The organism is Peribacillus huizhouensis (assembly GCF_014138605.1).
Taxonomy (GTDB): Bacteria; Bacillota; Bacilli; order Bacillales; family DSM-1321; genus Peribacillus; species Peribacillus huizhouensis.
In genome coordinates this window covers 17998-33078 of sequence record NZ_JACJHX010000003.1, presented here as the reverse complement: position 1 = coordinate 33078, position 15081 = coordinate 17998, and the positions used below count along the sequence as shown (strand labels likewise).

At 40.0% G+C, this 15081-nt stretch carries 15 protein-coding genes and 1 riboswitch; of the genes, 6 read left to right on the top strand and 9 right to left on the bottom strand.

All coding sequences use genetic code 11. From position 1 onward, the window contains the following. The 4 genes from HNP81_RS05825 to HNP81_RS05810 form a co-directional block, all read right to left on the bottom strand. Window positions 1–1302 (bottom strand): O-acetylhomoserine aminocarboxypropyltransferase/cysteine synthase family protein, encoded by a 1302-nt coding sequence (locus tag HNP81_RS05825; protein ID WP_182501906.1) that lies wholly within the window; start codon window positions 1300–1302, stop codon window positions 1–3. A 376-nt stretch (window positions 1303–1678) separates the two neighbouring features. Continuing rightward, window positions 1679–2248 (bottom strand): manganese catalase family protein, encoded by a 570-nt coding sequence (locus HNP81_RS05820; RefSeq protein ID WP_028392593.1) that lies wholly within the window; start codon window positions 2246–2248, stop codon window positions 1679–1681. Between the two features lie 21 nt (window positions 2249–2269). Then, complete coding sequence (locus HNP81_RS05815) at window positions 2270–2530, bottom strand: spore coat protein CotJB (protein ID WP_028392594.1); 261 nt, start codon at window positions 2528–2530, stop codon at window positions 2270–2272. Further along, window positions 2523–2753: a spore coat associated protein CotJA gene (locus tag HNP81_RS05810; protein WP_028392595.1), complete on the bottom strand. Its 231-nt coding sequence runs from the start codon at window positions 2751–2753 to the stop codon at window positions 2523–2525. The genes HNP81_RS05815 and HNP81_RS05810 overlap by 8 nt, the downstream gene beginning before the upstream one ends. Window positions 2754–3393: 640 nt before the next feature. Between HNP81_RS05810 and mnmL the strand changes: the two genes are divergently transcribed. The 3 genes from mnmL (at window position 3394) to HNP81_RS05795 (ending at window position 5645) form a co-directional block, all read left to right on the top strand. After that, window positions 3394–4341 carry a tRNA modification radical SAM protein MnmL/YtqA gene (gene mnmL, locus HNP81_RS05805; RefSeq protein ID WP_182501905.1) on the top strand — a complete coding sequence of 316 codons (948 nt, stop codon included), beginning with the start codon at window positions 3394–3396 and terminating at the stop codon, window positions 4339–4341. 263 nt (window positions 4342–4604) lie between these two features. Then, window positions 4605–5180, top strand: coding sequence for a tRNA 5-(aminomethyl)-2-thiouridylate-methyltransferase MnmM (gene mnmM, locus HNP81_RS05800; protein ID WP_182501904.1), 576 nt, complete (start codon window positions 4605–4607; stop codon window positions 5178–5180). A 243-nt stretch (window positions 5181–5423) separates the two neighbouring features. After that, window positions 5424–5645: a DUF2500 domain-containing protein gene (locus HNP81_RS05795; protein WP_246399253.1), complete on the top strand. Its 222-nt coding sequence runs from the start codon at window positions 5424–5426 to the stop codon at window positions 5643–5645. 69 nt (window positions 5646–5714) lie between these two features. Here the strand turns inward: HNP81_RS05795 and HNP81_RS05790 are convergent, their stop codons facing one another. Continuing rightward, window positions 5715–6215: a cupin domain-containing protein gene (locus tag HNP81_RS05790; protein ID WP_182501903.1), complete on the bottom strand. Its 501-nt coding sequence runs from the start codon at window positions 6213–6215 to the stop codon at window positions 5715–5717. Window positions 6216–6295: 80 nt separating this feature from the next. Continuing rightward, window positions 6296–7099, bottom strand: coding sequence for an alpha/beta hydrolase (locus tag HNP81_RS05785; protein ID WP_182501902.1), 804 nt, complete (start codon window positions 7097–7099; stop codon window positions 6296–6298). A 229-nt stretch (window positions 7100–7328) separates the two neighbouring features. Between HNP81_RS05785 and HNP81_RS05780 the strand changes: the two genes are divergently transcribed. Then, window positions 7329–7850 carry a gamma carbonic anhydrase gene (locus tag HNP81_RS05780; RefSeq protein ID WP_182502180.1) on the top strand — a complete coding sequence of 174 codons (522 nt, stop codon included), beginning with the start codon at window positions 7329–7331 and terminating at the stop codon, window positions 7848–7850. Window positions 7851–8108: 258 nt separating this feature from the next. On the opposite strand, the gene metK is transcribed toward HNP81_RS05780, so the two are convergent. After that, a complete protein-coding gene (metK, locus tag HNP81_RS05775) occupies window positions 8109–9305 on the bottom strand; it encodes a methionine adenosyltransferase (RefSeq protein WP_182501901.1) in 1197 nt (398 codons plus the stop codon). 217 nt (window positions 9306–9522) lie between these two features. Then, window positions 9523–9685: riboswitch (SAM riboswitch) on the bottom strand. A 337-nt stretch (window positions 9686–10022) separates the two neighbouring features. Here metK and pckA point away from each other — a divergent pair. Beyond that, the gene (gene pckA, locus HNP81_RS05770) at window positions 10023–11609 is read left to right on the top strand and encodes a phosphoenolpyruvate carboxykinase (ATP) (RefSeq protein WP_182501900.1); all 1587 of its coding nucleotides are present in this window, start codon (window positions 10023–10025) and stop codon (window positions 11607–11609) included. 325 nt (window positions 11610–11934) lie between these two features. On the opposite strand, the gene HNP81_RS05765 is transcribed toward pckA, so the two are convergent. Both HNP81_RS05765 and HNP81_RS05760 read right to left on the bottom strand, forming a co-directional pair. Further along, a complete protein-coding gene (locus HNP81_RS05765; RefSeq protein ID WP_182501899.1) occupies window positions 11935–12303 on the bottom strand; it encodes a VOC family protein in 369 nt (122 codons plus the stop codon). Window positions 12304–12546: 243 nt separating this feature from the next. Continuing rightward, entirely contained in the window at window positions 12547–13572 is a 1026-nt protein-coding gene (locus HNP81_RS05760; RefSeq protein WP_028392605.1) for a Gfo/Idh/MocA family protein, read from the bottom strand. Between the two features lie 747 nt (window positions 13573–14319). On the opposite strand from HNP81_RS05760, the gene HNP81_RS05755 reads away from it, so the two are divergent. After that, window positions 14320–14946, top strand: coding sequence for a LysE family translocator (locus HNP81_RS05755; protein ID WP_028392606.1), 627 nt, complete (start codon window positions 14320–14322; stop codon window positions 14944–14946). The last annotated feature ends 135 nt before the right edge of the window (window positions 14947–15081 follow it).

The window sequence follows — 15081 nt, the reverse complement described above, 5'->3', positions numbered from 1 at the left end:
TTAATTAACTTGTTTTTCTCTACTTGCCTGTAGGGCCTGATTTATATCGGCAATAATATCATCCACATCTTCCAAACCAATCGATAAGCGAATTTGCTCCGGGGTTACACCAGAATCAAGCTGTTCATCCGGTGACAATCTTGAATGAGTCGTGCTTGCAGGATGGATGACAAGCGTTTTTGAATCACCAATATTAGCAACATGCGACAAAAGCTTTACAGAGTTAATAAACGCTTTAGCTGATGTTAGACCGCCTTTTATTCCAAACGTGAAAATAGATCCGGCGCCTTTAGGTAGATAAGTGTTGGCTAGTTCGTATTGCGGATCATCTTTAAGCGTCGGATAATTCACCCATTCAACTTGCTCATGCCGTGATAAATACTCGGCAACTTTTTCAGCATTTTTCACATGCTGTTTCACGCGTAAAGATAATGATTCTAGTCCTTGAATAAATAACCAGCTATTGAAAGGAGATAAAGAGGAACCTAGATCATGGCCAAGTTCAAATCGTGCTTTAGAAATAAATGCTCGCTCCTTTCCAAGCTCCACAAAAGAATGATGATTCAAACTAGCTTGCCTTTTCGTAAACTCTGGAAATTTACCGTTATCCCACGGAAATTTCCCTGAGTCTACAATAGCTCCCCCAATCGATGTACCATGACCACCGATAAATTTAGTTATTGAATGAACGACAATATCAGCGCCAAACTCAATCGGCCTTGTTAAATAAGGCGTCGTAAATGTATTATCAACGACTAGTGGCACACCATGTTCATGAGCGATTCTACTAAGAACTTTCAAATCAGCAATTTGCAATCCTGGGTTCCCAATCGTTTCTGTAAATATAGCTTTTGTTTTTTCATTTATCGCTTTCGCAACTTCATGAAAATCCGTTCCATCTACAAACCGAACGGTAACTCCAAAACGCGGCAATGTTTTCGAGAACAAATTATAAGTTCCCCCATATAAAGCATTGGTCGCAACGATTTCGTCACCAGATTTTGCAAGTGTTAATAACGCAATGGAAATAGCCGCTTGTCCAGAGGAGACTGCAAATGCCCCGACACCGCCTTCTAATTGCGCTAATCTTTTTTCCAATACTGCATTCGTTGGATTGGCGTTCCTCGAATAGATGTACCCTTCTTCCTGCATTTGAAAAAGCGATGCAGCATGATCGGTATCATCAAATGCGTAAGACGTAGTTTGATAGATTGGTACCGCTCTTGAACGTGAAACAGGATCAATCTCTTGTCCTCCATGCAGTGCAATCGTATCGAATTTCAATTCATTTTCATTTGTCATCTCATCTTCCCCTTTTTCTTTAATGGATTTGGATCTTATCCCCTATTAACGGGCAGTACAATTCCTCTGAATGAAGTTTCACTTTATTTCATTACTTGCTGTAAGAAGAATTTTTGTTACCCCTTAAACCTAACGATAGCTAGATTCGGCATAGTACTCACAATAGATTTTTTCTTATTCAAAAAATAATAAGCACGATTAAATTATTCACATTGGATTAGTTGGTATTAAAATTGATTTAACTATACTTTCTATTCCTAATATTGTCAATATCATTCAACTATAGAAATTTTGTATCTAACTAGAATCGTTCAGAACTAAACACCCATTTCATCAAAAAAACGACCTTCCTAATTGCGGAAGAATCGTCTTTTTCCTAAAAAAACTTCTGGCGATCTCTTTCGTCTTTCAGTATTTCTACCGCTTCTCTAAACCGCTGGGAATGTACAATCTCTCTTTCCCTCAAATAACGTAAAGAGTCATTCAAATCTGGGTCATCAGACATATCGATAATCCATTGGTAAGTAGCTCTTGCCTTCTCTTCTGCTGCAATATCTTCATAAAGATCAGCAATTGGGTCTCCTTTCGCCTGAAAATAAGTAGCAGAAAAAGGAACACCTGCTGAGTTATTATAGAATAGTGCGCTATCATGTTGTACATAATGTTCCCCAAGACCTGCTTCCTTTAATTGTTGAGGTGTCGCATCCTTCGTTAGTTTATAAATCATCGTTGCAATCATTTCAAGATGGGCAAATTCCTCTGTACCAATGTCTGTTAACAGTCCAATAACTTTATCAGGAATCGTATACCGTTGATTTAAGTAGCGGAGGGCAGCGGCAAGCTCACCATCTGCCCCTCCATATTGCTCCACTAAATACTTAGCAAGTGTTGGGTTACACGTACTTACTTTCACTGGATATTGTAGTTTTTTTTCATAAATCCACAAGATTTCCCCACCTCTTTCTGCTTAAACTTGCCATGGCCAAGGACCACTCCATTCCCAGTAATCCTGCCGATTATTCACACTTCCTTTTTGCAAAGGACCATAACACTCTTCAAATTTCTGTTTAATTTGTTTGCTGTATAGGGCAAAGTGATTATATTGTTGGATGGCATTCTGGTCAGTGGGATGTGTATCTAGGTATAGCACCAATTCATCAATGACAAAATCAATGGCTTGGATCTCTTCCAATTGCTGATAATACTCAATCGGCATCGTATTAGCCATGTCCGCTATCTCCTCCCCGCCTATAAGGATTGTCATAGTAATCGTAGAACACCTTCCAAAGCGTCCCTTTTCTCAAAGCCTCTTGCGGAGTGAACTGTTCAAGATTTGGTGGCTGAAATCCTAAATACAAATTAGGCGGAGTACTGTAATACTTTTTTCCGATTGGTGGACAAGGATCGAATAAGCCACGAAAAGGAACATATGATTTCATCGGAGTAAACATCTCTCGTTGTTGATCCATTTCTACACCTCACATTTTTTACTCTATTGAATATATGCACGGTATGAAACAAATATCACGATAAAGTGAAACTACGAACCCGATCAATGAATCACAGACTAAGTACGCCACATCCTGTGGGCCTCAACTAAACCTTTGCTCACGCATCGGCAAGTTCCACTGTATCTCACCAATCCGGCTTTTACGGGCAGTTCCCTCCCACCTAAGCTTCCTCGATTCCTCTAAGTTATAGAGGTGGAGGTTATACTGCCCGTTATTGCGGGATAAAAAGAAGTGGAGAGATGAATTGCATGAAAAACCACAATATAACTAGTTTCAGGTTATTTTTATCTATGCCATTTTCTAAGTAATTTTGGTACAAAACTAATATGTCGTTAAAGCGTCATTATCATGAATGATCAAGCAAGTAGTACAATATACTCACCAAATCATAATGGTGGCGGTGTGAAGCTGGATTTAGTGACATTCTATAATAAACTAAGTAGTGGTTATTTTAATAAGTTGCGAAGCCCCGCCCTCATGTCCTTCATACAAAAATACATCACTACACCATTTCCTCTTTTCGAAACGCTTGACTGTAGTATAATAATCAAGCAAAGCTTAGCTTTAGGAGGTTTTTGATTTGAATCAAACAAAGCCGTTTATGTATGCGATGGACAATAAACGATATCATACTTGGAATTATCATTTGCGAAAGCATTTTGGACATAAAGTTTTTAAAGTAGCACTGGATGGCGGTTTTGACTGCCCGAACCGTGATGGCACAGTGGCACATGGTGGCTGCACATTTTGTAGTGCTGCTGGTTCAGGTGATTTTGCTGGAGATCGAGTTGAGCCGTTGGATGTTCAATTTAAGAAAATCAGTGAAAAAATGCATCAAAAATGGAAAAACGGAAAATATATGGCCTACTTCCAAGCGTATACAAACACTCACGCCCCTGTTTCTGAATTACGGGCAAAATACGAAAGCGTACTAAGTCAGGATGGTGTAGTTGGATTATCGATCGCGACCCGACCTGACTGTCTTCCTGACGATGTTGTCGACTATTTGGTTGAGCTGAACGAACGAACTTATTTATGGGTCGAGCTTGGGCTGCAAACCGTCCATGAACGAACAGCGTTACTCATTAACCGTGCTCACGACTACAAAATGTATCAAGAAGGCGTTGCCAAGCTTAGAAAACATGGGATCCGCGTTTGTACACACATCATTAACGGTCTACCACTCGAAAACTATGACATGATGATGGAAACAGCTCGTGAAGTAGCGAAATTGGACGTTCAAGGAATCAAGATTCACCTACTTCATCTACTAAAAGGAACGCCAATGGTCAAGCAATATGAAAAAGGCATGCTCGAATTTTTAACACAAGAAGATTATGTGAACCTTGTTGTCGATCAATTGGAGATCATCCCCCCTGAAATGATTGTTCACCGAATTACTGGTGACGGTCCGATCGATTTGATGATCGGACCAATGTGGAGCGTAAATAAATGGGATGTGTTGAATTCAATTGATGCAGAGCTAAGAAAACGGGACAGCTGGCAAGGGAAATTTTATCAAATCTGATTTGAAGCATAAATCTTAAATTCGACGTATATTTTTTGACTTTGACACATTAAGGGGTCTTACTGCCCGTTAAAGCGGGATAAAGTGAAACTTCAATCAGTGGGGTTTTTCTTCACCCCAACTGATTGTTAGTTGAACCAATCGGGCTTTTACGGACAGTTGTCCCCCACCTATGCTTCTCCGATTCCTCTTAGCTTTAAAGTGGGGTCTTACTGTCCGTTAAAGCGGGATAAATTTAACAATGACACTGGAAGTGAAAAACGATGAAACTTATGAAAATTCTTCCCTTCGCTCGGTTTCTGCTTGAGAAGACAATTGAGCCGGGTGACATTGCAATAGATGGGACTTGTGGCAATGGACATGATACAGCATATCTGGCACAACTCGTTGGTGAAACTGGACATGTGTATGGTTTCGATATTCAACCGGAAGCAATAGCAAATACGAAAGAAAAATTACAAACGGAAAATCTGCTGCAGCAATGTACGCTTTTTCATACTGGGCATGAGCATATAAAAGCCAATGTGCCAGAGCACAAATATGGTCAAGTGAAAGCTGCCATTTTCAATTTAGGGTATCTTCCAGGTGGCGACAAGTCCATCGTCACCGGTGCTGATACAACCATTGCTGCGATTGAACAGCTACTTGAGATCATGGCACCCAACGGAATCATCGTTCTTGTCATCTACCATGGTCACACAGAAGGTGCAATCGAACGTAATGCCTTGCTCGATTATGCCACGTCGCTACCCCAGGACAAAGCTCATGTTCTACAATACGGTTTCATCAATCAGGTGAATAAGCCGCCGTTTATTGTTGCTATTGAAAAAAGAAAGTAAAATCTTAAAATATAGAGTACCTTAAAGTGCCAGACCTCACACTCTAATGTTGTGTAAGGTCTGGCACTTTATTTATAGGAAATTTCCTTATTTCTGAAACTGCTACCAATCGCCATCGTATATATAAAATAATACTAAAGGGGCGAGCACCATGTATGGAGCACAAAGTGATTTTCTGTTCGAAATCGCACCTATTTTTTTATCATAGTTTTTGTCATTATTTTCGGAATTATAATCATTGCGATGATTAAGGGGATTTCAACTTGGAGCAGCAATAATGATGCTCCTAGATTAACGGTCCCAGCTAAAGTTGTTGCCAAAAGAACTAGTATACACGGCGAAGGGGAAAAGAGGGCCTATAATCATTATTACATTACATTTGAATTAATCGAAGGGGATTTTGGTGATTTACACTTTCAAGTGACAGATATCTCGGGTTTACCCGAAAAAGGGAAAACTAAATAAACGGAGTCAATACGAACGGGATTGGTTTAAAACGAGATTGGCTCGTTTTAAACCAATCTCGTTCACATCTTATTCAGGTAACTCTTCATAAGCAAGTTTCTTAATGATTTGTTCATGACTAGGATAATCTGCTAGTAATTCACGCTGGGTAAATAACTCAAAATCCTGATAGTCGAACCCAGGGGAGACCATGCAACTTACTAATGAATAATCTGCAGTTTCAGCTACATCCGACCCAAATATAGCTCCCTTTGGAACAACGGCTTGCAAAACTTCTCCTTGTTCCACATTAAGTCCGAGCTTCACTTTTTTATATTCACCATTTGGATGAATGATATGTATATTCAATGGGTCTCCAGTATGGAAATACCATACTTCATCCGATTGTAAACGATGGAAATGAGAAGGATTTCCTGCACGGAGTAAGAAATAAATGCTCGTGTAATACGGTCTCTTTTTAGAAGTTTCCGTGACTATTTCTCCCTCTGAGCGAAGCATTTCTTTAAAATATCCCCCTTCTTTATGAGGAATCATCGCTAAGTTCTCGATCCAAAATTCTGCGTTTTTCATGTGCTGCTACTCCTGACTCTTATTATTCTTTTATTTTTACATTTCATTATGGTTGCCAAAAAAAGAGGGTGATCCTTTCGTCAGAGGACATACCCGAGCGTCTTTAATCTCGTTTCCACAAAACCTAGCGCATATTGAAATACATCATCGCGTTCCGGCTCATTAAATATTTCATGATATAAATGCGGCCATTCTTTGTATTGTTTTTCACTACAAAGATTATAATTAAACCATTCGCGAACTGGGCGTTTATCGACAACGAGGTCATCGCCTCCCTGCATCAACAACAAGGGAATATCCTGAAATTCAGGGATATCTTCAAACGCTTCTTTCATGTTTTTCGTAAGCTCACGATACCACCTAACCGAAACCTTCGTTACGTATAAAGAATCGTTTAAATCCGACTCCCTTACTTCTTTATTTCTTGTGACAAGCTCAGGGGTTAAACCTGAGTCCACTCTGAACGTCGGATACGTCACATTCAATCCTAACGAAATCGCAGTCATTAGCTTAGATGGGTGTTTCACTAACCCTAAACAAGGGGATGAAAGAATAACCCCTGCTAAATCCAACTCTTCTTGCTGGAGTAGTCTAATTGCAATTAAACCACCCATACTGTGACCAAGTAAAAAAACCGGAAGGGAATATTGATATGCTTCCTCGATCCATTTTTTTACTTCAAGTAAATATTGATCAAAGGATTGAATATGTCCTCTATATGCACGAGTTGTCATACCCTGCCCTGGAAGATCTCCCATAATCACATGGTAACCGGCGGACCGCCACATTTGTGATAGCCATTTATAGCGTCCGTGATGCTCCATAGCACCATGAACGATGACGATGACTCCTTTTGGGGTAACGTCTGCCTCCCATTTCCACATATGAAAATCTCCTCCTACTATTCCTCAAGATGCTAAATCTTTATTTACACTTTGCTATTCTTTATTTTATCCCGGATTATCAGGCTATAATACTATTTACAAAAATTGTTCGTACACGGATTAAGACTTCAGTCTAATTATCGCATAAAGATTGAATCTATTATAACGAAATACCTCGAACTATTGTATAGTAAAAATAACGAAACGGAAAGGATATGATGGATTAATGATTCTTTACGCCTATAAAGGAAAAAAACCAGAAATTGCACCGAGTGCCTATCTCGCTGATAACGCTGTCGTAACGGGCGATGTCATGATTGGCGAGGAAACAACAATCTGGTTCAATTCTGTTATTCGCGGCGATGTAGCGCCAACCATTATTGGTAACAAAGTGAACATTCAAGATAACAGCGTTCTTCATCAAAGCCCAAACAACCCGCTCATTATTGAAGATGAAGTGACAGTTGGTCATCAAGTCACCCTACATAGTTGCAAACTACGCAAAGGAGCACTTATCGGGATGGGGTCAATCATTCTGGACGAAGCAGAAATCGGCGAGGGAGCATTTATCGGTGCTGGAAGCCTCGTGCCACAAGGGAAAGTTATTCCACCCCATACACTCGCTTTCGGGCGCCCCGCTAAAGTCGTGCGGGAACTGAACGATGCAGATCGGGAAGACATGAAACGCATCGTCCGCGAATACGCAGAAAAAGGGCAGTACTACAAGAATGAGAAACGAATTCTAGATTGATCTTATTAAAAGGGTGCGTCTGACCTCATATTCTATTCATCGCATATTATGTTCAAGTGCTTTTAGATGTGAGATCTGACCTTCACCCTTTTACACATATTTATTCTTAAATTGACTCGCTCCTCACAATTAGAAAATCGCTTAACGCATTTACACGCTCTCCTAGTCTCTTCTATAATAACTCATACCTCCCAGTATTTCTTAGTAAATTATCCAAAAAAAAGAAACCCACAATGTGGATTCCTCTTTTTTTGGATATTATTGAGCTTGTTCTTTCAATGTTGCTGCTTTGTCTGTGCGTTCCCAAGGAAGATCAATGTCCGTACGGCCGAAATGTCCATAAGCCGCTGTTTGTTTGTAAATTGGGCGACGTAAGTCAAGCATATTGATAATACCAGCTGGACGTAGGTCGAAGTTAGCACGCACCAAGTCAACTAATACCTCTTCGCTCACTTTTCCAGTTCCAAATGTATCAATTGCGATTGACACTGGTTGCGCTACACCAATTGCATACGCCAATTGCACTTCTGCTTTATCAGCAAGTCCTGCAGCTACGATGTTTTTCGCAACATAACGAGCAGCATAGGCTGCAGAGCGGTCAACTTTCGTTGCATCCTTACCAGAGAATGCGCCACCGCCGTGACGTGCATATCCGCCGTATGTGTCAACGATAATTTTACGTCCTGTAAGACCAGCATCACCTTGTGGTCCACCGATAACAAAGCGACCCGTTGGGTTAATGAAGTACTTCGTATCAGCATCGATTAATTCAGCAGGAACGACTGCTTTGATTACATGTTCTTTTAAGTCTGCTTGAATTTGTTCTAATGTTGTTTCTTCATCATGTTGTGTTGAAATAACGATTGTATCAACACGAACCGGTTGATTGTTCTCATCATATTCGATCGTTACTTGTGTTTTTCCATCTGGACGTAAGTAAGCTAGCGTGCCATCTTTACGAACAGCAGTCAAACGGTGAGAAAGTTTGTGTGCCAATGAAATCGGAAGTGGCATAAGCTCTTCTGTTTCATTACAAGCAAATCCGAACATTAAACCTTGGTCCCCTGCACCGATTGCTTCGATTTCAGCATCGCTCATTGTACCTTCACGTGCTTCAAGCGCTTGGTCAACACCTAAAGCGATATCTGCTGATTGCTCATCAATTGAACTTAAAACAGCACATGTCTCAGCATCGAAACCAAATTTTGCACGAGTATAGCCAATTCCTGCAATTGTTTCACGAACGATTTTCGGGATATCTACATATGCAGATGTTGTAATTTCACCAGCTACTAATACAAGACCAGTAGTTACTGAAGTTTCACATGCAACACGCGCATTAGCATCCTTTTCAAGAATAGCATCTAAAATTGAATCTGAAATCTGATCACAAATCTTATCCGGATGGCCTTCTGTAACAGACTCAGAAGTAAAAAGACGACGTTTTGTTGACATCTTAATTCCTCCTTAAATATTGAAAATATGTGTTAGGTACGCAAACGGAGGATTTTACCCCATCCATTTCATCCACCTTTTTTTGACGGAGCTCGTTCCCTTATTGGTTTCTATAATAGATGCAGAACTTCTCAGCATTGTTCATCAGTGTTCCCGAAAAACATAAAAACCTTCCCTGTCATTGAGGAAAGGTTTATTAACTGAATCTATCCTTTCACTCTTATCGTTCAAGGGTCTTTTACCTTGCTCAGGTTAGCACCAACGCCAAAATTATTAAAAGAAAAATTGCTTACTTGCAATAAATCTTTCTCAAACTTTCTACACTTCGGCAGGTTGCTGGGTTTCTTAGGGCCTGTCCCTCCACCAACTCGGGATAAGAGAATCCGTACAATTTAAAATAATAACGTAATACACGGAAAAGTGTCAAGAATTTTTTCCTTAATCTTAGGAACCATTAAGAGAGACCATGGGTCCTTTATTTCAATCAGTGGAGTTTTACTTCATTCCCACTGAATATTAGTCCCGTCTAGTGTCGCAAATACATGCGATACGCTTTTTCAATTCCTTTTAGCCTTAAGTTAGGAGCTACAGCCCATAATACGGGGTAAATTACCTATTTCTGAAAAAAATGAGTTTAACACTACAATTAGTATAGACTATTAAACCTAATGTGTTATACTACTTCTATAAATAACAGTAAAGGAAGGTATCTCATATATGAATACAGTGGGCATTTCAAATGAGTTACATCAATTATTAGCCGGATCAAATGTAAACGTACAGCTTTCTGTACCTCAATTAGTTGAGAAGGTTCTTAAACGAAATGAAGGCATTCTTACATCAACTGGTGCAGTTAGCGCAGAAACCGGAAAATATACAGGACGGTCTCCTAAAGATAAGTATATAGTGGAAGAATTAGCATTCAATGACAAAATAGACTGGGGTCCGGTGAATCAACCTATTTCTGAAGATGCTTTTGCAAACCTTTACAATAAAGTAATGAACTATTTAAAACAAAAAGATGAGATTTTTGTATTCAAAGGATTCGCTGGCGCAGATGCTCAGCACCGCCTTCCTATTCAGGTCATCAATGAGTATGCTTGGCACAACTTGTTTGCCCATCAATTGTTTGTGCGTCCGAATAATGAGGAGTTACTCGGTCATCAAGCAGAATTTACGGTCATTTCTGCTCCTGGCTTCAAAGCGGATCCTATCGTTGACGGAACAAGATCAGAAACATTCATCATTATTTCATTTGAACGACGTACCGTACTAATCGGTGGGACTGAATATGCCGGAGAAATGAAAAAATCTGTTTTTTCCATTATGAATTACTTGCTCCCCGAAGCAGGAATTCTTCCGATGCACTGTTCAGCAAACGTCGGTAGAGAAGGGGATGTTGCTCTGTTCTTTGGTTTGTCTGGAACAGGTAAAACCACTTTATCCGCTGATCCAAGTCGAAAATTAATTGGCGATGATGAGCATGGCTGGTCTTCTAATGGTGTTTTCAACATCGAGGGTGGCTGCTATGCCAAAACAATCAACCTATCACGTGAAAAAGAACCACAAATTTTTGATGCCATTCGCTTTGGTGCTGTTTTGGAAAATGTGGTCGTGAATCCAGACACACGTATAGCGGATTATGATGATCGGACATTAACGGAAAATACACGCGCTGCATACCAACTACAAGCAATCGGCAATATTGTTCATCCGAGTGTAGCGGGTCATCCGAATGCCATCATTTTCTTAACAGCAGATGCCTCTGGTGTGCTGCCACCAATCTCGAAGCTTTCAAAAGAACAAGCTATGTATCATTTCTTAAGTGGTTACACGAGTAAATTGGCTGGAACAGAACGAGGTGTTACAACACCTGAAGCAACATTCTCAACATGTTTCGGATCACCATTTCTACCATTACCAGCGACACGCTATGCAGAAATGCTCGGCAAAAAAATCGATGAGAACAACTCTAGGGTCTTCCTTGTAAACACAGGATGGACAGGCGGAGAATATGGAACAGGTAGCCGGATGAAGCTCGCGTACACACGGGCGATGATTCAAGCAGCACTTGAGGGCGAATTGAATCATATCGAAACCATCAAAGATGATATCTTTGGTCTAGAAATTCCACTACATGTACCAGGAGTTCCAGACGAAGTTCTTCAACCCATTAAAACTTGGTCGAACCAAGCAGCTTACACAAAAACAGCGACCGAGCTTGCTGAGAAATTCAAAGTCAATTTCAAAAAATTCTCTAAGGTTTCTGCTAATATCGAGAAACTTGGCGGGCCGATTATTTGACTTTAATAAAGCACTACTTTCTGAACAACGTGATAAAATGATGAATTATGACATGTGAGGGAACATCAATGAATTGCATGATTTGTAACGCAACTTCATTTATACAAGTAACCGATTATATAAATCTTTCGTCCTCTAGATAAAAAATGGCGATTGGTTCAGAAAATTTTTTTACGGTATGCTTAGACTCTGGCAATGTAGTTATAAAAAGTGCGAAGCCAAGAGCCAGACCACATCTTCTATTATCAAAAGTTGTGGTCTAGCTCTTCTTTTTAATGTAGCAACAAACACTTCGAAGTGGCAAAACAAAGAATGTCGTCCAATATTACATCACCTCTAAGATTTCAACCCGATTCCCCCAAGGGTCTTCGATATAAATTCTATTTACTCCTGGGTAATCATAATCCACATTAAACGGCACATCATTTTTCATTAAATGGGTTTTAAGAGCTTCTAAATTTTTAACCTCGAAGGCTGGATGTGCTTTTTTGGCAGGCGAGAACGGCTTTTCAATGCCGATATGTAGATGATAATTGCCAAAACCGAACCAGACGCCACCGCGGTTTTTCATTGGCTCAGGCTGTTCAATTTCTTCCATTCCTAATATTCCCACAAAAAACTTCCTTGCTACTTCCTCAGAACCTGGTGGTGCAGCCAATTGAACATGATGAATGCCTGTAAAGCTAAAAGACATTAGTTTCCCTCCTTAAACTTATGTGCACTTAAATTATATTCCAAAATGACCATAATGAAGATTTTTATCCCTGTTTAACAGGCAACCATAGCCCAATGATCCTCAGCTTCTCCTTATTACCCGGACAAACGATCGTATCGGCAGAGATTGTGCTAACTAACTGTTTTAACAGCAAAAAAGAGGGGCAATTTGCCTCATTTCAACTAAGCACACTATTATGCCCACCACATCTCACAAACACTCTTAGTCCAACGAAATAATTTTTTTCGTTTTTTGTGACTCAATTGCAGCTAGAATGATTTTTAGTGATTTCAATCCTTCTTCACCAGTGATTAGTGGCTCTTTATTTTCCAAAATACAGTCTACAAAATGGTCGATAACATGTGAATTGGTCTGGCCGGCCTCTTCATTCGTCTGGATTTTATCAAGCTTATGCTGAATCACTTTGCCATCCTGGTATTCTTCAATTAATGAATATTCTGGGTCGGCTTCTAATCGCAAATTGCCCTTTTCTCCATAGATTATCGTAGAATTGTCTCCACCTGTTACATAAGCCCAGCTTGCTGTAAGCGTGCCGATAATTCCGCTTTTCGTACGTAAAATACAGATGGCATTGTCATCCACTTCTGTATTGTTCTTCGCACTTGTTTCAATGAATGCACCAACTTCAGTAAACTCTCCAAGTAAATAACGCATTAAATCTGATTTATGGACGCCAAGGTCGCCCATCGCACCGATAAAAGCCTGTTTTTTATTAAAAAACCAGCTATCGGCACCGTCTGCACTCCATTCCTCTGGTCCTGGATGGCCAAATGTTGTTTTAAAACTATAAATTTTTCCGAGCTTGCCTGAATCGATGATTTCTTTTGCCGTTTGATGGGAGGCTACAAATCGTTGGTTATGTGCGATCATCAGCGTTTTTCCATTTGTTTTTGCAGCTCGAATCATTGCTTCTGCTTCTTCCTTTGACGTCGCCATCGGCTTCTCACAAAGCACATGTTTTCCAGCATTCAACGCTTCAATAGAAATAGGTGCATGTAAATAGTTAGGTAAGCAGACGCTAACTGCATCAATTTCGGCTAGATTCAATACTTCTTTATAATCGGAAAATGCTTTAGCACCATATTGCGTGGCCACTTTTTCAGCTCGTTCTGCATCGATATCACAAACAGCAGCGATTTCAACCTCCTTATTAGCATGATATTCGGGTAAATGACGATAGTAAGATATACTTCCACATCCGATAACACCTACTTTTAAAGTACTCATCAACAAACCCTCCCTAGCTTTTTTCTTTATTAACCAATTTCTTTCGATAACAAGAATTGTTGTTTATATACACCTTCTATTTAATGGGTCAACCCTTCAGATGAACGGTGAATGCCAAGCCATATCAAGCATATATAAGATCAGATTGTCATTAGCGCATGATTGTTTTTCTAACTCATTTGTTTAGCCATATCAACAAGCCAATGCCGCACAAATGATCACGTTCGTTTCCATTCTTCTTCACCTCAATACTCCTTATAAACCTGTGATTCTACTTACCCTGTGGCTAGTTATGCGCCCACAGAATGTGGGTCTCACAAACAAAAGAGTAAAGGACACGGCGTCCTTAGTATTCATTGAATCTTAGCGACAGTAGAACAGGACGTACAATCAGCGGGGATGAAGTCCCCCCATTGATTAAAGCTTCACTTTGTCCGTAAAGATTAGTCTCTCTTATCATGAACAAGCTCCCAATATAAAAAATAGAAATAATACATGGATCAGAATTTTACCTTTCAACACTTTCCTCTTACTATTCTTTATATTCATACTACCGAATTGGCGCAATCATTCCCTCTAAAAAATGGATACCATTTTGCGGTAAAATAGCATCTATGCACGGTTAAACTTATTCTCTTTTAGACAATTGATACTATCCTAACATTGTTTAAAAATGTTAAACAGTTGTTGATTTACAATACATCCTCCACTATACTTGACGATATTGAAGGAATGGGAGGAAATCCAATGTTTGAATTATCTACATTAGGCGCGTTCATTGCAGTCGTAATTGGGCTCTTTTTAATTCCGGGTCCAGCTGTACTTCTAACAGCCACTCGTACTGTTCAAGGAGGGCGTAAGGCTGGTGTGATTGCAGGTATTGGACTCGCAACTGGCGATTTGATTCACACTATATTTGCCGCGGTTGGACTTTCTGCCATTTTAATGACATCTGCACTCGCTTTTAATATTGTAAAGTTTGCAGGTGCTGCTTACTTAATTTATCTCGGCATTCGTGCGATATTAGAAAAGCCAACCGATCCAAAGCTGCCAAAGGTTTCTCCGGTTTCGTCTCTAAGTACGTATGGACAGGCAATTTTAACAGAGGTTCTTAACCCAAAAACAGCGCTCTTCTTTTTAGCATTTTTGCCACAGTTTGTTCATCCTGAACACGGGACATCTGTTCTCCAATTCTTGTCACTCGGCCTAATCTTTGTATTCTTAGGTGTGATATATACGACACTGATTGCCTTAAGCATCCGTCCACTTGGACGACTGGTTAAACGGATATCTTGGCTCGGTCGCTTTAGCGGTAAAATCGTCGGAGCGATCTATCTCGGGCTTGGTTTAAAAGTAGCTTTTCAAAGTCGATAACTCGAATTGAAACTCATAATTCTTGAATCAATAAGGGTCTCCCAATAGCAAAAGGTCAGCCCCCCAGCAACTACATTCAGTATAAGATACGTGTATGAAACACTACATACTGATTTAGAGTGCGAGGCCAGACCT